Source organism: Halomonas sp. M1 (assembly GCF_029581375.1).
GTDB lineage: Bacteria > Pseudomonadota > Gammaproteobacteria > Pseudomonadales > Halomonadaceae > Vreelandella.
Genome location: NZ_CP121119.1, coordinates 3451761 through 3471434, shown reverse-complemented (window position 1 = coordinate 3471434; position 19674 = coordinate 3451761). Strand labels below are relative to the sequence as shown.

The 19674-nt window shown below is 56.3% G+C and carries 14 protein-coding genes; 7 read left to right on the top strand and 7 right to left on the bottom strand.

Going from position 1 to position 19674, the window contains the following annotated elements; all coding sequences use genetic code 11:
- Positions 1–237 precede the first annotated feature (237 nt).
- The 3 genes from P8S54_RS15915 (at position 238) to P8S54_RS15905 (ending at position 6955) form a co-directional block, all read left to right on the top strand.
- Positions 238–3588 (top strand): transglutaminase family protein, encoded by a 3351-nt coding sequence (locus tag P8S54_RS15915; protein WP_281442520.1) that lies wholly within the window; start codon positions 238–240, stop codon positions 3586–3588.
- An 89-nt stretch (positions 3589–3677) separates the two neighbouring features.
- Positions 3678–6083 carry a circularly permuted type 2 ATP-grasp protein gene (locus tag P8S54_RS15910; RefSeq protein ID WP_281442519.1) on the top strand — a complete coding sequence of 802 codons (2406 nt, stop codon included), beginning with the start codon at positions 3678–3680 and terminating at the stop codon, positions 6081–6083.
- Positions 6080–6955: a transglutaminase family protein gene (locus P8S54_RS15905; protein ID WP_281442518.1), complete on the top strand. Its 876-nt coding sequence runs from the start codon at positions 6080–6082 to the stop codon at positions 6953–6955. Before P8S54_RS15910 ends, P8S54_RS15905 begins: the two co-directional genes overlap by 4 nt.
- Here the strand turns inward: P8S54_RS15905 and P8S54_RS15900 are convergent.
- From P8S54_RS15900 to P8S54_RS15890, 3 genes are read right to left on the bottom strand one after another with little or no spacing between them, the layout of a single operon-like run.
- Positions 6952–8217 carry a TRAP transporter large permease gene (locus P8S54_RS15900; protein ID WP_009100406.1) on the bottom strand — a complete coding sequence of 422 codons (1266 nt, stop codon included), beginning with the start codon at positions 8215–8217 and terminating at the stop codon, positions 6952–6954. The genes P8S54_RS15905 and P8S54_RS15900 overlap by 4 nt on opposite strands.
- Positions 8214–8750 (bottom strand): TRAP transporter small permease subunit, encoded by a 537-nt coding sequence (locus P8S54_RS15895; RefSeq protein WP_281442517.1) that lies wholly within the window; start codon positions 8748–8750, stop codon positions 8214–8216. The genes P8S54_RS15900 and P8S54_RS15895 overlap by 4 nt, the downstream gene beginning before the upstream one ends.
- Before the next feature lie 26 nt (positions 8751–8776).
- Positions 8777–9763, bottom strand: coding sequence for a TRAP transporter substrate-binding protein (locus tag P8S54_RS15890; protein ID WP_281442516.1), 987 nt, complete (start codon positions 9761–9763; stop codon positions 8777–8779).
- 209 nt (positions 9764–9972) lie between these two features.
- On the opposite strand from P8S54_RS15890, the gene P8S54_RS15885 reads away from it, so the two are divergent.
- On the top strand, positions 9973–10872 hold the full coding sequence (locus P8S54_RS15885; RefSeq protein ID WP_281442515.1) for a universal stress protein: 900 nt from the start codon (positions 9973–9975) through the stop codon (positions 10870–10872).
- 20 nt (positions 10873–10892) lie between these two features.
- On the opposite strand, the gene P8S54_RS15880 is transcribed toward P8S54_RS15885, so the two are convergent.
- On the bottom strand, positions 10893–11600 hold the full coding sequence (locus P8S54_RS15880; protein ID WP_009100398.1) for a DUF3581 family protein: 708 nt from the start codon (positions 11598–11600) through the stop codon (positions 10893–10895).
- A 107-nt stretch (positions 11601–11707) separates the two neighbouring features.
- On the opposite strand from P8S54_RS15880, the gene P8S54_RS15875 reads away from it, so the two are divergent.
- Positions 11708–14659, top strand: coding sequence for a hypothetical protein (locus tag P8S54_RS15875; RefSeq protein ID WP_281442514.1), 2952 nt, complete (start codon positions 11708–11710; stop codon positions 14657–14659).
- A gap of 37 nt (positions 14660–14696) precedes the next feature.
- On the opposite strand, the gene P8S54_RS15870 is transcribed toward P8S54_RS15875, so the two are convergent.
- Both P8S54_RS15870 and P8S54_RS15865 read right to left on the bottom strand, forming a co-directional pair.
- Complete coding sequence (locus P8S54_RS15870; RefSeq protein WP_281442513.1) at positions 14697–15410, bottom strand: trimeric intracellular cation channel family protein; 714 nt, start codon at positions 15408–15410, stop codon at positions 14697–14699.
- Between the two features lie 113 nt (positions 15411–15523).
- Positions 15524–15958: a DUF305 domain-containing protein gene (locus P8S54_RS15865; RefSeq protein WP_281442512.1), complete on the bottom strand. Its 435-nt coding sequence runs from the start codon at positions 15956–15958 to the stop codon at positions 15524–15526.
- A 184-nt stretch (positions 15959–16142) separates the two neighbouring features.
- Here P8S54_RS15865 and P8S54_RS15860 point away from each other — a divergent pair, with 184 nt between their 5' ends.
- Both P8S54_RS15860 and P8S54_RS15855 read left to right on the top strand, forming a co-directional pair.
- The gene (locus P8S54_RS15860; RefSeq protein ID WP_281442511.1) at positions 16143–16637 is read left to right on the top strand and encodes a nodulation efficiency, NfeD-like protein; all 495 of its coding nucleotides are present in this window, start codon (positions 16143–16145) and stop codon (positions 16635–16637) included.
- 14 nt (positions 16638–16651) lie between these two features.
- Entirely contained in the window at positions 16652–17710 is a 1059-nt protein-coding gene (locus P8S54_RS15855) for an SPFH domain-containing protein (RefSeq protein WP_035540729.1), read from the top strand.
- A gap of 108 nt (positions 17711–17818) precedes the next feature.
- On the opposite strand, the gene P8S54_RS15850 is transcribed toward P8S54_RS15855, so the two are convergent.
- A complete protein-coding gene (locus P8S54_RS15850) occupies positions 17819–19510 on the bottom strand; it encodes an EAL domain-containing protein (RefSeq protein WP_281442510.1) in 1692 nt (563 codons plus the stop codon).
- Positions 19511–19674: the final 164 nt, after the last annotated feature.

Here is a 19674-nt window from a genome sequence, read left to right as displayed (position 1 = left end):
TTTTGGTGTTTTACCACAACGACGGCTAAAAAAAGCACCATTAAAGTGCAAGCAATGCTTTGCCAAGGGTTTTAGTCGACTTTCCACACTTCTTAAACGCCTAGCGCAATATTGCAGCTGCAAAAAAGATCAACTGGAACGATACTTTTGTTACTTAACTTTTTAACTGTTGTTTTTCTTACCGATGCTAGCTAAACGTTAGATCGGTTGAACACGGCTTATTTTAGGGGCTGCCTCATGACCATTCGCGTTGCCTTGCATCACCGCACAACGTACCGCTTTGACCGACCCGTTCAATTATCGCCCCATGTGGTTCGCCTTCGCCCCGCGCCCCACTGCCGCACGCACATTGAAGCGTATTCGCTCAATATCTCGGGGGATGACCATTTTCTAAACTGGCAGCAAGATCCGTTCGGCAACTTTAATGCGCGTCTGGTTTTCCCCGAACCCCGCAAAGAGCTAACCATTGCCGTCGAGCTGATTGCACCAATGACGGTTATTAACCCGTTTGATTTTTTTCTGGATGATATTGCCCAAAAAATCCCGTTTACCTACCCCGAAGAGCTACGCAACGAGCTAAGCCCCTATCTGGAAGTGACCGAAGCAGGACCTCACCTGCTTGAATGGCTAGAAGAGGTGACTCGGGAGCCAACCACCGCGGTGGATTTTCTGGTGGCCCTTAATCAGCGGCTCCAGCATGACATCAGCTATCTAGTACGTATGGAGCCTGGGGTTCAAAGCTGTGAAGAAACCCTGTCTCTTGGCAGCGGCTCCTGTCGGGATAGCGCTTGGCTATTGGTGCAGATTCTGCGCCACTTAGGCTTAGCGGCACGCTTTGTCTCGGGCTACTTGATCCAGTTGACTCCTGATGTAAAAGCCCTGGACGGCCCCAGTGGCACCGACGTCGACTTCACCGACTTACACGCTTGGACAGAAGTATTTTTGCCCGGTGCTGGTTGGGTCGGGCTTGACCCCACCTCGGGCCTGTTTGCCGGTGAAGGGCACATCCCGCTTGCGGCTACACCCACCACCGGGAGTGCCGCCGCGATTACCGGTTTTTCGGAAAAGTGTGAGGCCACTTTTGATGTGGAGATGCGCGTGGAGCGCATCCACGAAGACCCTCGGGTCACCAAACCCTACAGTGACCAGCAGTGGCAACAAATTCTGCAGCTAGGCGACCAGGTGGACAGCGAACTCAACCGCCAAGACGTACGCTTGACCATGGGCGGCGAACCTACGTTTGTGTCCGTCGATGATATGGAAAGCCCTCAGTGGAATACCGATGCCCTGGGCGAACATAAACGCGAGCGTGCCGAAGCCCTCTTAACCCGCCTACAAACCGCCTATGCCCCTGGCAGCGTTATCCAACAGCAGCAGGGTAAATGGTACCCCGGAGAGCCACTGCCCCGCTGGGCACTGGCATGCTATTGGCGTAAGGATGGCGTGGCCCTGTGGCGCGACCCTAAATGGCTGGCCTGTATGGACGGCGCACCGAAGGTAGTTGTCGATGACGCCATGGCCCAGCAATTTACGCGTGCCCTTAGCGAGCGCCTGGATGTGGCAGAGCGCCACTGGATCCCAGCCTTTGAGGACGCTTACTACTACCTCTGGAAAGAGCAAACGCTTCCGGTAAGCGTTGACCCCCACAGCGCCGACTTAAAAGATGATGCAGAACGCCAGCGCTTGGCCCGTTTGCTGGAACAAGACCTGGGCGCCGCAGTGGGCTATGCCCTGCCTCTGCGCCACTCCATTGCCCACAACCACCGCTGGGAGAGCGGGCGCTGGCCGCTGAAGCGCGACCATCTCTTCCTTGTTCCCGGCGACTCACCCATGGGCCTGCGCCTGCCGCTTTCCGCGTTGCCCTGGGCCGACCCAGAAGATCAACCACAGCCCCAGTCGCTGTTTGCCCCCCGTCCTGAGATCGGCGACATCCATGGTGAAGTAGCCAGACGTAACGCCGAACAGCACCTTTTCACCAGCGCCGAGCGCCAGGGCCAAAGCTTACACCCCAGCCACAGCCACCCCGAAGGTGAAGCCGTTCAACAACAGCCTAACGCCGAGGGCGACCGCGAGCACAAAGTCATTCACACCAGCCTGTGCATAGAGCCACGGGACGGGCGTTTGCACATCTTCCTGCCGCCGCTTACCCAGCTTGAGCACTACTTAGACCTGCTAAGTAGTATTGAAGAGTGCGCCCGTGCTTTGCGTTGCCCGGTGATGATCGAAGGCTATGCCCCGCCCCGGGACCCACGCCTGGAAAGCTTCCAGATCACCCCTGACCCTGGTGTCATTGAGGTCAATATTATGCCCGCTGCCAGCTGGCAAACTCTGGTAGCCCAAACCGAACGGCTCTACGACGAAGCCCGCCAAGCTAGGCTAGGCACCGAAAAGTTCATGCTGGATGGCCGTCATACCGGTACCGGCGGCGGCAACCATGTCACTCTGGGCGGGATTACCCCAGACGACTCACCATTTCTACGCCGCCCTGATCTACTGGCGAGCCTGGTGACCTACTGGCAGCACCACCCCAGTCTTTCGTACCTGTTCTCAGGCCTGTTCATCGGCCCCACTAGCCAAGCACCCCGTGTGGATGAAGCCCGCCACGAAGCACTGTATGAGTTGGAAATTGCCTTGCAGCAAATGCCCGAAGGTGAGGTAGTTCAACCCTGGCTAGTCGACAGGCTGCTGCGCCACCTGCTCACCGACTTAACCGGCAACACCCATCGCGCCGAGTTCTGCATCGACAAGCTCTACTCACCGGATAGCGATAGCGGCCGCCTGGGCCTTTTAGAATTACGGGGCTTTGAAATGCCGCCCCATGCCCGCATGGGACTCATGCAGATGCTGCTGATTCGTGCACTGGTGGCCCGATGCTGGAAAACGCCGTATCGTGCCAAACCGATACGCTGGGGCAGCGCCCTGCAAGACCGCTGGATGCTCCCTCACTACCTATGGGAAGACTTAAACGACGTGCTCAGTGACCTGGGCAATCATGGCTTCGATTTTGAGCTTGAGTGGTTCGCGCCGTTTTTAGAGTTCCGCTTTCCAGTTCACGGGCGGCTGAGTACGCCCATGCTAAATATTGAGCTGCGCCAAGCGATTGAGCCATGGCATGTGCTGGGTGAAGAGTCCACCAATGGTGGCACCGCCCGCTATGTGGACTCGTCGGTTGAACGTCTCGAGGTCAAGGTTAACGGTATGAGCGGCGACCGCTACCTGGTGACCTGCAACGGTCGCCGGGTACCCCTTACCTCGACAGGGCGGAACGGGGAAGCCGTCGCTGGCGTGCGCTACCGCGCCTGGCAGCCGCCTTCGGCGCTACACCCGCAAATCCCCATCCATGCGCCACTGGTGTTCGACGTGATTGATACCTGGAACCAGCGTGCCGTCGCAGGCTGTACATACCATGTGGTGCACCCCACTGGCCGTGGTTTTGACACCTTTCCTGTGAACGCTTTTGAAGCAGAAGCCCGCCGCCTGGGAAGGTTTAGCGACAGCGGACATCGCCATGGCTTTCAAGCACCTAACGCAGAAATGGCCAACCAAGAACTGCCTTGTACACTAGACCTGCGCTGGAACCCACGCTAATGGTCTTTCATATACTGGTGCTTAATACTTTCTTATCAACACGCGCTGCAGGATAATCCGCCCCTTACCTGCTTAGGACAACAAGGATCATGACGGCCCCTGTCTCTCCCTCACTTCTGCGCGGCAAGGCCGCGCTTGTTGAGGACTACGTTAATCAGCTAGGCAAGGGACAGCCCGGCACCTTTGATGCGCTGCTAGATTGCCAGGGCCAGCTACGCCCTGGTTGGCAGAATCTGCTCGGCGCCCTTGAAGCGTTAGGGGCGGATGGTCGCTTTCAGCAGCATGAAGAGATCCAGCGGCTGCTGGCGGAAAACGGCGTCATCTTCAACATGCACGATGACTCCCACGGACGTGCCTGGCGGCTCGACCCCTTGCCGTGGGTAATCGATCAGGCCCAGTGGCAAACGCTAGAAACTGGCCTCACCCAGCGTAGCCGCCTGCTCAATGCCCTGTATCAAGACATTTATGGTTCCCGCACGCTGTTTGACGCAGGCCTTTTGCCTACCCAAGCCATTCTGGCCTCGCCTCACTTTTTGTTGCCCTGCCACGGGTCACAGCCGGGTGACCGCCCCGCCATCAGCTTTCACGGCGTGGATGTGATTCAAGATGCGGAAGGCCAATGGCGGGTAATCGCCGACCGTTTGCAGGCACCTTCCGGCACCGGCTTTGCGCTGGAAAACCGTATTTTAATGGCCCGCGCGCTGCCCGAGATGTACCGCAACGCGCCGCTAAAGCGGCTGGCAGGCTTTTTAGATAAGTACCACCGCACGCTAACCGCTTTGGCCTACCAGCACCGCGATAACCCTAGCGTGGTGCTGCTCACCCCTGGGCCGGGCAGCCCGCGCTACTTTGAACACGCCTACTTGGCTAATTACCTGAACATCAACCTCGCTGAAGGCCAGGACATGGTAGTGCGCGACGGTAAGCTGTGGTTGCGCACCTTAGGCGGCCTACAGCCAGTGGATGTCGTGCTGCGCCACTGCGACGACGCTTACTGCGACCCGTTAGAACTTCGCGGTGATTCACAGCTTGGCGTACCGGGGCTGTTACAAGCCGCCCGTACCGGGGGTGTGGCTATATCGAATGCCCTTGGGGTAGGCGCGCTTGAGTTAACGGAACTTGCGGACTACCTGCCTGCACTGTGCGAGCATTTACTGGGGGAGACGCTACTGCTTCCCAACGCCAACGCTGATACACAGCCTGCGACCGCCCCCGTGTTTGACCACCAATTGCAGCGCTTAATTCCTACCACGCTGAACCTACGCTGCTTTGTTTCCCGCACACCGGCAAGCGTCGGTATGCCAGGGCAACAGCATAGCGACTACCATGTGATGCCCGGTGGGCTAGCCTGGGTCGGCGCGCCTGGTACGCCTTCGCTCAGTAGCCCGGTGGTAAAAGATGTGTGGGTAACCGCGACAACGCCACAGCCCCACGTTAGCCAGCTTCGTCAGGCCCGTGGCCCGGTGGTCGCTACCCGCGACGGCACCGACCTACCCAGCCGTGTCGCCGAAAGCCTGTTTTGGTTAGGCCGCTACGGTGAGCGCCTGGATGCCCGCGCACGTTTGCTGCGAGAAGCACTGATGCGCCTCATGGAGTATGACCAGGACGATATTGCTGACCAACTGCTCGACGAGCTGCTACTCGCACTAGAGATCACCACGCTAGAGAGCGACGCTGAAAACGCCAAACCGCCGCTCATTGGCTTTGCGCAAAAAAGCACCGCATTGTTAGCCCAGTTTGGTGAACAAGAGCCACAGGCGCTGCAGCCGCTGTTTGCCCAACTGCTGCGTAACGCCCGCAGCGTGCGTGACCACCTGGGCGATGACTCCTGGCGGGTAGCGCACCAGCTACGCCAACAGATGAGCAGCTTAAGCCCAACCCTTGCGCCTAGCGCTGCCAGGCGCGCCTGCGAGGGGCTTTCTGCCCAATTAGCGGCATTTTTTGGCCTATGCAACGAAACTATGCCCCATCACTACGGTTGGCGGTTTATGGATATCGGTCGCTTTTTGGATCGGGTGCTGGGCCTTTTATCGCTGCTTAAACTCACCCTTAATTCGCCACACTCGCCGGGGCTAGCGCTATGGGAAGTCGTGCTGGCCACCACCGATAACTTTACCGCTTACCGAAGGCGCTACCGTAGCGAGCTGCACCCAGAAGCAATTCTCGACCTGCTGCTCTTTGATGAAACGAACCCCCGTTCAGTGGGCTATATGCTCAAACGCCTTGAGCGGCAAATGGACAAACTGCCCGGCAGCTCATCGCCTTACCGCAACGCCGAGCGGCGACTGCTGATTCAGGCCAACGCGGCGCTGCACCTAGCGGACATCGACCGTTTGAACCATCTTGCTGACACCCCTGGGGCGCAGGAGGCGCTGGAGCAGCTATTGGATGACTTAATTGCCCCGCTCAGTGCGCTATCAAATGCCATCAGCCACAGCCACTTCAGCCATGTAGAGCGGCCGCGCCAATTAGTCAGCATGGAGCCAGACGAATGAACTACACCCTGCGGCATACCACGCGCTACCACTACAGCGCACCGGTTACTCTGTGCCATAGTGAAGCGCGGGTGCTGCCGCGCAAAACCCTGCACCAGCAGTGCGGTGCATCAGAACTCATCATTAGCCCGATGCCCCAGGTACAGGCAGAGCGGCGAGATGTGTTCGGCAATCGGGTGCTCTACTTCGCCATGGAAGAGGTTCATCAGACCCTGGATGTCACCGTCGTCACACCGCTTAACACCCAGCCACTGGGGCCACTGCCCGCCCACTCGCCCGCCTGGGAACAGGTCGCGGAACAGCTGCGTGGCGACAACCGGTTCGACATGCAGCTCTACCGTCTGGATTCACCGTTTATCCGCCGGAACGACGAGCTCGCGACTTTTGCTCGCAGTTGCTTCACCCCCGGCCGCCCGTTAATAGAATCAGCGTTAGCGCTTAACCAACTGATCTACTCTACCTTTGAGTACGACCCTAGCTTCACAACGCTCGCCACCCCATTAAGCGACGTGCTTTCTAATCGCCGCGGTGTCTGTCAGGACTTTGCCCATTTAGCCATTGGCGCCCTACGCTCCGTAGGCCTGGCAGCGCGCTACGTTAGTGGCTATCTGGAAACCCAGCCACCGCCTGGCCAGCCACGTTTGATTGGCGCGGACGCCTCCCATGCGTGGCTTGCCGCCTGGATTCCTGACTGGGGCTGGCTAGCGCTAGACCCCACCAACGGTACTGTACCCGGTGAGCAGCACCCGGTGCTGGCCTGGGGGCGGGATTACGCCGACGTTGCGCCACTAAAAGGCGTCATGAACGGCGGCGGTGACCATCAGTTAGAGGTCGAGGTCGACGTGATGCCGCTTAATGACAGCGCGGCTTAACGCTGAATAAGCCCGGTCGTTAGCCAGGGCTGCCAGGCTAATAGCACTAGCGTGACGAGCGTTGCCAGCAGAAACGGCAGCAACGCTCGGAAAATTTTCAGCGGCGGCGCACCGGTCATGGAAGAGGCAATAAACAGCCCTGCGCCAACGGGTGGGGTCAACAGCCCCATGACCAAGGTTAAACACACCACCACCCCAAACTGATACGGGCTAATGGCAAACTGGCTTTGGGCAATGGGCATTAAAATGGGCACGACTAGAATGAGCGCGGCGATGCCGTCGATGATCATTCCTACCAGCAGCAGCGCCCCAATCACCAGTAACAAGAATACAAAGGGGTCGCTGGTGAACGCGGCGATCCACGCCGCTGCCATTTGCGGTAGCCGTTCATAAACCACTACCCAACCAAACACCCCTGCGGCAGCAATCAGCATAATCACCAGCCCCGCATTAATCGCGGTTCGGATCAGCACCTCGGGTAGTTGTTTAAAGCGCAAATCCCCATACACAAAACGCCCCATCAATAACGCCGCAAGCGACGCCAGCGCAGCGGACTCCGTGGGGGTAGCAATACCCAGTAAGATCCCACCAATTATAATCACCGGAATAAGCAGCGCAGGCAGCCCCCATAGCGCATCGTGCAGCGCCTGACGGCGGCTAGGCCACTCACCTTTTGGGTACTGCTGAACAACCCCCACTAAAGCGATTACCACAAAAAAACTTGCGCCTAGCAGCAACCCTGGCAATAGCCCGGCAATAAACATTTCTGCAATGGGCACCTGGGCCATCACCCCGAACAGCACAAACAGCATGGAAGGCGGAATAATCGGCGAGAGCAGCCCCCCAGCAGCAGTAATCGCCGCGCTGTAGGGCTTGTCATAGCCTTCTTGCTCCATAGCAGGCACCATCGCACGGGACATAATGGCAATTTGCGAAGCGGCCGAGCCAATAATCGCCGCCATCATCATATTGGCTACCAGGTTAATGTAGGCAAGCCCGCCACGAAAACCACCCACCAAAATACGCGCCAGCGCAATCAGGCGCTTGGTCAGCCCGCCTTCATTCATCAGTTCTCCCGCCAGCATAAACAGCGGAATCGCTAGCAGGCCGTAGCTTTCAACGGCGCTAAATAGCTGTTGCGGGTAGGAATCAAACAGCACCGTATTGTTGGAGGCCTGGATATACCACATAGCCGTCAGAGCCAGCACCAAGGCAATAGGCACGGCCCCCAGCAACAGCAGCAAAAAAACGATAATGGTCATACGCGGGCCTTAAGGGACAAAAGTGACTGCCCTAGATTGGCGAGACTATGCAGGCTAAGCGAGAGTGCAAACCATGGCACAATCAGCCATACCCAGAATTTTTTAATGCCAATCGTCGAAGTATTCTCAGCGTAAATAAAGTTGAAGGTTTGACCCTGAAATGCGCGAGTATCAAACCCGGCCTGAGCAAGCGCAAGCGGCTGAAACCAGCGCCAGCATAGCCACACCAGCAACACAGCAAACAGCAGCACCATCACATCAACCCAAAGCACTATTAGCTTCCGGCCTACGGGGGGCAGCAAGTCACTCAACAGTGTTACCGCGATACCTTGGCGGCGCTTAAGCACGGCCCCCGCAATCAGAAAGGTCATCCAGATCATGGCGTAAATCGCCAGCTCGCTTACCCAATAAATCGGGTTTCCCAAGGCGCGAAACGCAATATTGATGAGTATCAAACACGTTACCGCCGCTGCTAACGCAGCGGCGGTAATCTCTTCACATCGGGCAAGCCCTAAAGAAAAGCGTTGCAGCATGGTGGTTAAAGGCCCTTGATAGAGTGCTACTCGTCACGCAGCCGGTCAGCTTCCTCACGCAAAGTTTCTAACATCGGCGCTTTGGGGCCCCACACCTCTTCCCACTCGGCAATCGCCTCAGAGAAGAATTCGGCATCGGCCTCAACAATATTAATATCCAGCGCGCGGATCTCTTCTTCCTGGGCCGCGTCCATCTCTTCAAAACCGACCAGCACGTTCTCTAGATGCTCAGCCATGGCGGTTTCAATCAGCTCGCGGTCCTCTTCGGACAACTCACGCCATACACGACCCGACACCACGCCCACCATGGGGAACATCATGTGGTTTGAGATCAGTAGGTTTTCCGCCTGCTCGTAAAACTTCAGGATTAAGATCGAATCGAAGTCCATATCAATGGCGTCTACCTGACCATTCGCCAAGGCATCGTAGACCTCTAACAGTGGCATGGGTGCAGGCGCCGCGCCTACGGCGTTATAAAAGTCGCGAATCGGATCAAAAGGGGTAATCCGCAGGCGCTGACCACGCAGATCTTCAGCACGCTCAATAGGGCTGCGGCTAAGCACTTGGCGCATACCGACCATGCCGTAGCCCATGCCCATTAACCCAACACCCTCCGGCATTAACCCCAGCAGTTCGTCTGCAGCGTCTGAACGCAGCAGCCGCGCCGCGTGGTTTACATCATCAACCAGATAGGGGGCGTAAAGCGCGCCAAAATCAGGAATACGGTTAGAAATCTCGGCAATGGTCAAGAAGGCCATATCCAGCGCGCCGGTTTGCAGCTGCTGCACCATTTGCGCCTCGTTGCCCAACTGCTGGGCGGGATAAACGCTAACGCTGTGTTCACCGCCAGAGCGCTCGTTAAGCGTTTCGGCAAAGGCTTCTGCTTCAGTAGACCAAAGGTGCTGGGCGGGGGTAATCAAGCCTAAGCGAAAGTCACGCGCCTGAGCACTAAAGGAAGCGGCGGCTAAAGTGGCCGCAGCACAGGCAAGCGTTAGCGTTTTCATTCGGTTCATGCAAAGCCTCATTGAGTCCAGCGCAAGGTGCCTGAGCACCCTGTCATTATAATGGTATCGCTGAGAATACCGCAGTGGCGGCGTTGATGGCACCTGCTAGCGTTAACGGGCTTGCAAATCTTTACCGCGCTTAACGCTGATATTAAAACGCGGCTGCGCTAGGCTATCGACTATAACGATTACGCTCTTAACCACAAGGAGCTATAAACATGAGCGAACGCGTATCCATTGTGATGGTGCCGGTCGATAGTTCGGAAGAAGCCACAGCGGCCACCCATCACGCCGCCCTGCTAGCCAGCTTGTTAGATGCAACATTGCAGCTGGTGCATGTGCTGCCTCTCAAGCCTGCCGAGCTAAGCGACGTGCCCAGCAACCGCAATATCAGCGACGACCACGACCGCGCCCAGCAGGATGCAAAAGCCAGCGATGCATTTCAAGCCGCCCGCCACCAGTTGGCGGCACTGCCTTTTACCCAGGCGTTGACCGTAGAAGAGACGCGCTTACACGATGATGGTTTTGTGAGCCACCCGGAACGCGTCATTGTGGAGCACGCCCGTCAGCATCAAAAGACCTTGCTCGTGATGGGCGCTCGTCACTTGAGTGAAGTGGGCAAATGGCTAAAAGGGAGCGTGAGTAATGCAGTGGTTCACCGCGCCCGAGGGCCGGTCACGGTTATCCATGCCGATGCTGGCATTCTAGAATCCGCGCGGATTGGACGCATTTTACTACCGGTAGATGGCTCGTCCCACAGCGATGTGGCAGCGCAATTAGCAGGCGACCTGGCACGCAGCGGTCATATCAGCGTTGAGATGCTGTTTTGCCAACCCCCAGGGTCACAGCCCTTACTGGACAGCGGTGAGAGCGAAGAGCAACGGATCTTTCGCAGCACCCGTGAGGCCCTGGGCGAGGTACCAGCAGGCGTGACCGAGCAGCTTATACAGGCTGAGCACTGCGCGGAAGCCATTATTCAGCATGCTAAACAGTGCCCCGACAGCCCCGTGATCATAATGGGCCGACGGGGCTTGGGGTATCTTCAGGAGTCGCTATTAGGCAGCGTGAGCCAAAAAGTCATTGAGCTTGCTCCCTGCCCCGTCACGGTAGTGGCCTAGTGCACAGCGCTTAACAACGTTTAGGCGGCTTCGTAGGCCGCCTTTAAACGATAAAACTCGTCCACGATAGCGGACATTTCAGCCGCATCGTAGTCGCACAGCCCGCTAACAACCAGTTTTTTGGAGCCAACACCCACGGCCTCACCCGCCGATTCGATGGAAAACTCCAGCAGCGCATCGGCGCGCTTGCCCTGCACATCTAAGGATGAGCGGGTTAACGCTAGGTCTGGCGCAAAACCGTCTAAGCGCTCTAAGCAAAACCCCATGCTGTCGTAGATAACCAAGGGGCGTTTAGGGTTAAACATCACCCCATGCTGTTCCATCAATGGCTTCAAATAGTGCGGGAAGTTTTTACCTGAAAACGCCACATAGCAGCGAGCAAACGCTTCAACCGCCGCCTTATCCTGGGTAACATCACCGCGACGCACTACTTGGAGATAGCACTTGCCGCTCTCGTCCACGACGTGAATATCGCCATTTTCTACTTCATTAAACATCAGCGGTGTATCGGCGCCCACCATATTGGTGAAGCGAAATTCCATTTGTCGCGACAACCCAAACTTCACCAGCACCAGCGTAAACAGCAGGTCACCGGGTACGCAGAAACGCCGCGCATCCGGGTTATGAATCGGGTTGTAATCGCCGGCCACGCCTTTAGCGAAACGGCTGGCCTGCTCAGCAGAGATCACTACATACTCTCCGCGCTGCGCGTAAAAATCCTTGAACATGGCTTTGCTGCCTGCCTAGCGTTGAAATCGAAAACCCATAACTGCCCCACGACGCGCATAATGCCATAAAACATGCGCCAACAGGAGTCATCTGCTAGGAAGCCCGTATGACGAACAGTAAACATGCGCCGCGCCGCCTGCCGCGCCTGCTACTTATCGCCCTGCTAAGCGCCCTGTTGGTCGCCTTAACATGGCTAATAGGCAGTACATGGCTGCTTAATAGCCAGTGGCTACCCCAGCGCATCTCACAGATTGACGGTGTGGAAATCCGCTGGACAGATGCCACTAGCCTTCACCCTGGGCGTTGGGAGGTGGAAAATCTCTACCTAGCACGGAATGACAGCGCGCTCCCCATTACAGTGGAAGCACAGCAGGCTACGCTTTCCCTCTCTCTGCTGGCGCTGCTGCGTGGCGAGCTACATATTCAAGCGCTGGATGCACAGGGCATTCGTCGCCTGACCGTGGGCGATATCGCCCTGGAAGCCGAAGGCCAGCTGCAGGTAAGTAATACCCAATTAAGCCGCGACGCCCTCGCCGTGCCCAACGCATCGTTGGATATCACCCAAGGGCGCTTACTGCGCTTAAGCGACCAAGCAACGCTGGTGCGTGACATTCATCTTCAGGCAAATGCCACCCTTGAGCCGGTTGTCACTACGCAACAATCCCGAGATGAACTAACGGCTGCGCTGCTGAGCGCCCTTTCGGCAGAGCTTTCCATTAATGCCCAAGCAGACGCTTGGGACGTGTTCATGCCCTATTTAGAAGCGCTGCCTTGGCTAACCCTGAACGGCCGCGGCGCCCTAGCAGGTGAGCTTAGTCTTGCAAATGGTGAATTCCTGTCTGGCAGCCACCTAACACTGGACGCCCCCGCCCTGCATTTAACCTTTGACGAGCAGCGCCTGCAGCCCCCTGAAGAGGATACCCGCCGCTGGCTAATTGCCGACGCCCCACCGCCACGTCATACGGCCAGCGGTGAAGGACGGGTAAACCTATCCGTAGACGCTGATCAGCTGCATTTTTCAACACAGCTAAACGAGGTCGTACTTGCCGACACCCACCCATACGCTGTCGACACCCAGCTACGTTTAGCCACCCACGTGCCCAACCAGCGTCTCGACCAGCTAGACCTTCCCACCGGGGTAAGCATGGATCTTCAGGGTAACGTCACCCGTTTGGATATGCTGGACCGCTACCTGGCACACACCTTTGATGGCCAAGGAATACAGCTCTCTGGGAGCGGCCACATTGAGGCCAGCGCCACCCTGCGCGATGCGCGGCCTTACCAGGCTTCACTTCAGGTTCAAGCCCCGGCACTTGGTGCTGAGCTGCTTGATTTTTCCGCCCAGGGCGATGGCTCGCTAACAGCAGTGCTCTCCCCCGATGAATCCCTTACTGCCACGCTCGCACTCAGCGATGCCACGCTCAGCCACCGCCAACAAACCCTGTTGGCAGATGCCGACATCACGCTGGAAGCACGTAGCCCAATTGACCCGGAACACGCGCAAGAGCAAGCTTCTGGCCAACTACATTGGGAGGACGCGCGCCTACCCGATATCAGCGTACTGCAACACTACCTAGATTCCGTGTTGCCTAGCCCTGCACCGCTTCAACTACTTAGCGGCCAAGCGGCTAGCCGTGGCGCGCTTGCCTTTACGACGGCCGAGTTAAACGGAGAGATTCACCTAGCAGGCGAGCAGTTAACCACCCAATGGCAGCACGATGAGCGTTCCGGCACGCTTGAAAGCGATGCTCAACTTAGCCTAATGATCCGTAGGGCAACCACAGAGGGCACCGCGCTGGATATCAGTGGGTCGCGCCTAAGCTGGCAAATAGCCGATGCCCAAGCCCCCAGCGAGCGCTTAGAAAGCACGCTTGTGCTACGTGAAGGGCGTTTCCAGAACCGCGACACCCTTAGCGGTCAGTTTGCGTTAGAAGGCAGCGTACAGCGGCTAGGCTTTTTAAATGCATTTCTTCCCGATGCCCACGGCCTAGCCCTTTCCGGTGACGGGCAGCTATTTGCCCAAGGGGCGTTTCGCGATAACCGCCTACAGGCCCCCACTCGCCTACGGGTGAATGCCAACCAGCTTGAAGTCGCGTTTTTAGACTACCTCGCCACCGGACGAGGTGAGTTAACGGCGCAGCTCGACACGGCCGAGCAGGCGCAGCTTTCGCTCGGCATCCCACGCTTTTCACTTCGCCGCCAAGACGACGAGCGCCCCCACCTGGAGGGCCGGCATTTTGCTCTGACCACCCAAACCGAGCGTTTTAGTGAGGTACTGGCGTCCCCTGAACCCCGTTACTTCACTACCCGCATCGCCCTACCTATTACCGATGTCCCCGACTTCACCCGCTATAACCACTACCTGCCTGAAGATGCGGGGATCGAACTACTCGGGGGCCAGGCCAGTCTCTCCAGCGAGTGGTTATTAGAGGGGTTGACTGCCCAGGGAGAGATCAATCTGCGCGCCTTTGGTGCAGAGTTGACGCTGCTCGATCAACAGCTGCGGGGCGATGTGGCATTACGTTTACAGCTCACCGAGGGCGACCTTGAAACGCGACGCTTTACCGCCAATGACTCGTTTTTACGCTTGGAAAACGTATTCCGGCAAAGCAAGGCAGGTGCGCAGGATGCAGGCTGGTGGGTGCAGCTCGCCATGGACGAAGCGCAGCTTGAGTGGGATGACCCGATTCGATTAACCAGCCAGCTGCGCCTAAGCATGCGCGATTCCGGCCTGTTGGCCAGGCTATTTCTAGCCCGCGCCCGAGAAAGTGACTGGCTAGGCCGGTTGTTAAACGTGCGCCATATTGATGGCAACGCGCAGCTACGCATTAACGGTGAGCAGATTAGCCTACAGGATGTAACGCTCACCGGCGGCCCGCTGCTACTGCTTTCAGATGTGGTATTGGCAGATAAAAGCGCTAATGGCGCACTGTATGCACAGTTGGGGTCAGTCGGCGTTGGCGTCGAATTGGTCGATAGCGAACCCACCCTGCGCATACTGCAGCCAAGGCGCTGGTTTGAGCGCTGGCGGGAAGCGCAGCGCTTTCCCAGGCCATGAGGGATCAGAGCCTGGGGTAATCTTCAACTACCAACAACTAGCGGCGGGTGCGCTCTCGACGAATAATGCGCACCCGCTCTTTGGCTTTTTCGGGGGTGGAGAGTGGCGTGGCGGCATCGGTGGTTTTCGGCGGCAGCGTCACCCAGGCAAATACAGGCAGCGCTAAGTGCCAATGAATGGCGGCTAACCGCAGCCCTAACGTCACCATTAGGGAAGCCGCAATGGTGGCCGTGAGCGGCGCGCCAAGCGTATGCAGTGCCACATAGACAACCCCACCCGCCAAAGCGGCGGTGGCATAAATCTCCTCCCGCAGCACCATAGGCACCCGCTGTGCCAGTACATCACGAATCATGCCGCCTGCTACGCCGGTCATCATTCCCATTAGCACCGCCACAACGCCGGGCGACCCCAACAGCAGCGCTTTATGCGTACCTATAACGGTAAACAGCGCCAGCCCAAAGGCATCCGCCACGGGTAAAAAGCCCCGGGACAGGCGGTGGATATAGTGAAACCCAACAAGCGAGACCCCCACCGTGGCTAGGATAACCCACAGGTAGGTAGGGTCTGTCACCCAGAACACTGGCCGCACGCCAAGCACTAAATCACGCAGGGTGCCGCCGCCAATGCCGGTTACCGCGGCTAACACCAGCATGCCGAACGGATCCATCCGCGAACGGCACGCTAAGATCACCCCGGAAAGGGCAAACACAATCACCCCCGCCATATCCAACCAGTAAATAACACCCGACACGCGGCTCTCCTTTATCACCCTCGTTAGGGGGAAAATAGTTAAGCCGGAAGAATAGCACCCTCTTTAGCGTCTTTGTGGGTAGTTGGTGATGGCGGCAGGCGTTTAGGCGCGGCTTAGTGGCCCTGTTGCTCTAACCATTCGCGCAAGAAAGCGATTTCACTCTCTTGGGCATCAATAATTTCTTCAGCCAATTGACGGATCTCCTCGTCCTCACCGTACTCAAGAACAATTTCCGCCATGGCAATGGCGCCTTCATGGTGAGGAATCATGCCTTTGGCAAAATCCACATCCGGGTCGCCAGTAAATGACATCGACATATCTTCATGCATGCGATCATTGGCGGCTTTGTACGCCGCTACCGCCGGATTGTCGCCGTGGTCTTGGTCACTGCTACCGTGTTGCCCGTGGTCTTCATGGCCATTATCAGCATTGTGGTGGTGGGCATAGGCCGCGGGAGCAACCAACAACCCCGCTACTGCGCATACGCCTGCCGCCATTTTCAAGCGATTTTGTAACAGTTCAGCCATTTTGGAACGATTAAGCATCATAGCAACTCTCCTGTAGGGAATAGCCTTTAGGGAATAGCCTATAGGCAATGGGTAACGCTTAGAGAAGCCAAAATAGTTATTGACCACAAATAAAGTGTAAAACCTACGGGCAGCCCACAGGTCAAGATGCGCTGAGTGCGTTACCCTGGAGATAGCATCATTCATCAAAGGCATAGGAGCACGCATGGACTGGAACCCTGCTTATAGCTGGTTAGTTGTCGCCCTGCTGTTGAGCTTAGCCGAGCTCAGCTCTGGGGCTATGGTGCTACTCGCACTGGGCATCGCGGCAGCGTTTACCGCCGCCGTTGCGGCACTTGGTTTCACGCTGCCTTGGCAGTTGATCAGCATGGCTGTTTTTGCAGGTGTGTTGGTACCCCTTGGTGTGATGGTGATTCGCCCACGTTTTACACCCAAAGGCGTCGCTTACGGCACCACCGGTACCGGCGTTGAAAAAGGCAGCCTCTACAGAACGCAACGACGCGATTTTGATAACGCCACGGGCATTAAAGTAAACGGTGATTTTTACCGCTTACGCGTCGTAGAAAGCGGTGAAACAGAACTGTCGCCCGACACCCTAGTGGTGTTCAAACGCTTTGAAGGCACTACCGCCTTGGTTATGCTGCCACAGCCAGCAGACCTAACTCGTCAGGATGATCTTTCCCAACGCAAGGAGCCATAAGCATGAATGACCTCATGGATTTACCCATTAGCCCAGGTTTACTGATTAGCCTGATTATTGTCGTGATCGCAATCGTGATCATTTCTAAAGGGCTGGTGATTATTCGCCAATCCGAAGTGATGGTCGTGGAACGGCTCGGCTCGTTTCACCGCGTGCTGGAAAGCGGTATCAACATTATTATTCCCTTTATTGAACAGCCCCGTGCGATCACCATGATTCGCTATCGCAAAATGGGTGAGGATTACCAGCCCATTATGACCGATGAGTTCCGTATCGACCGCCGTGAAACGGTGATGGACTTCCCCGGCCAGCCAGTGGTGACTACCGATAACGTAACGGTGCGGATCAACGGTGCCCTTTACTATCAAATCATCGACCCTAAGCGGGCCGTGTATGAAGTCGAAAACATGAGCCAAGCGGTAGAAGTACTCGCCAAAACCACGCTGCGCTCGGTGGTAGGTAAAATGGAGCTGGATAAGCTGTTTGAATCCCGCGCCGAAGTTAATAACGAGATTCAAGCGGCCATGGAAGAGCCCGCATCTAAGTGGGGCGTTAAAATTTCCCGGGTAGAGGTACAGGATATTGCCATGCCCGACGAGGTGGAGTCGGCCATGCGCCTACAGATGGCCGCCGAACGCAAGCGCCGCGCCACAGTAACCGAAGCCGAAGGTGAAAAATCAGCCGCCATTGCTATGGCTCAGGGCCAGCGTGAATCCTCTATCCTTAACGCCCAGGGCGACAAAGAGTCGGCCATTCTGCGCGCCCAAGGTGAGCAAGAATCCATCAAACTGGTACTCAACGCCATTGGCGACAGCGAAGAGAACAAGCGCACCGTCGTAGGGTATCTATTGGGGCAAAGCTACATCAAAGGCTTACCCAATATGGCGAAAAACGGCGAACGCGTGTTTGTGCCTTACGAATCATCAGCGCTTCTTGGCTCAATGGGTATGTTCCGCGAAATGGCAGGTTCACCTGAAGATACCGTTGCCAACCACCTTAAAAACCGCTCCAGCAACCCAAGCGACGGCGGCTTTCGCAGCGGCATCGTAGGCGGTGCCGCTGGCGGTAATTAAACGCTAAAAGCTGTTTTAACGAAGCAACCGTTCACAGTAGAGCGCTGAAGCTGGGCCATAGGTGCCCAGCTTTTTTATTGCCTACCCCCTACCTAGCTGTAAAAATTCCTAGCTTGGAGAGTTCAGGCTATCAGAAGGCTGAGTGCCAAGCAGCAAACTAAACGCTCTTGCTGACAGCGGCTTACTAAACAAAAAGCCCTGAGCGCCATCGCACCCATGTAACTTGAGATAATCAAACTGTGCTGTTGTTTCAACTCCTTTGGCAATCACACGTAAGGATAACTGCTGGCCAAAGTTGATAAGCGCCCTTGTAAAACTGGCATTTTCTAGATTATCGAGCATCTCTTGAACAAAGCAGGGAGCGATATTGATCGTATCCAGGGGGTAGCGCTGCAGATGTTTCAGGCTGGTATCCCCCGCCCCGAAGTCATCTATCGAAATGCGTATGCCTAGCGCTCTTAACGCCGTCAACGTCGATATTGTGATGTCATCCTGATGGTGCACAAGAAGGCTGCTTCCAGACACCTCCAATTCTAAATAACGGGCTTCTATCCCTGTTTTAGCTAAGATATCGGCAACATAAGCGGCCAAACGCTTATCGTGTAGCTCAATGACCGACATATTCACCGCGATAGGTACGATCTCAATACCTTCCTCTCGCCACGCCTGCAGTTGGCGACATGCCTCATGCAGCACCCAGTGCCCAATAGGGACAATCAGTCCGTGGGTTTCAGCTACGGGCAAAAACGCCGATGGCTGCATAAGCCCCAGGGTCGGGTTGCGCCAACGCACTAGGGCTTCGGCACACATTAACTTGCCAGTGGCGAGTTCAACTCTGGGCTGAAAATCGAGAAATAGCGCCCCGTCCTTAAGTGCCCGTTCCAACTGTGACTCAATATGGCTGCGCTGCGCTGCCAACGCATTCATGCTGTTTCTAAACAACTGAGAGTGATTGCACCCGCTACTTTTTGCGTAGTACATGGCCATATCAGCATTATGGAGCAGTGTACTGGCATCGACGCCATGGTCAGGATAAAGGCTAATACCGATACTGGTGGTAATGCGCAACTCATGATTACCAACGCGGTGCGGTTCAGCTAGCGCGTTAAGGATTTTCTGAGCAAACGCTATAGCATCCTGGGGCTTTTCAATTTCACTCAGCAGCACCACAAACTCATCCCCCCCTTGGCGACATATTGTGTCCGTATCACGGACACAGCTGCTAAGGCGATCCGCCACCGATTGCAGCAATTGATCACCCACACCGTGACCAAGAGAGTCATTGATAGGCTTAAAGGCATCAAGATCGAGGTACATAAGGGCGACTTGATGCCGATGGCGCTTTGCCAGCCCAATCGCCTGCGAGATACGTTCTGACAGTAAGATACGGTTAGGCAAGCCAGTCAGCGGATCATGCTGCGCCTGATAAGCAAACCTGGAGGAGTGGGTAAGGGACTGACAGGCATCATGAAAAACAATCACCGCTCCCCTAATATAACCGTCACGATCATGTATCGGTGCTGCCGAGTCTTCAATTTCAAGCTGACTGCCATCCTGGCGAATCAGTACACAATCTAACGCAAGACCAACCGTACGGTTTTCGTACATGGCACGTTGCGCTGGATTAGCAGCCGTTTTTAGTGTCTTCCCATTAACAAGCGTTAAGACCTCAGGTAAAGGCTTACCTAACGCGTCACTGCTTGACCAGCCCGTAAGCCTTTCTGCGACCCGGTTCATATAGGTGACCCGGCACGCTAAATCAGTCGTTACCACGGCATCCCCGATTGAATCCAGAGTCACCTGAGCCCACTCCGTAACAGCTTGCAGTGTAGCTTCCACGCTGCGCAGTCGTGCCTCCGTATAGTATGTTCCGCTGCCTTTTATATTTGACAACGCCTCACTCGCTATACAAACGCCGCTCAGCGTGGTCGCTTTTGGTTCCACGGGCCTGCTCCTTGTTTTTA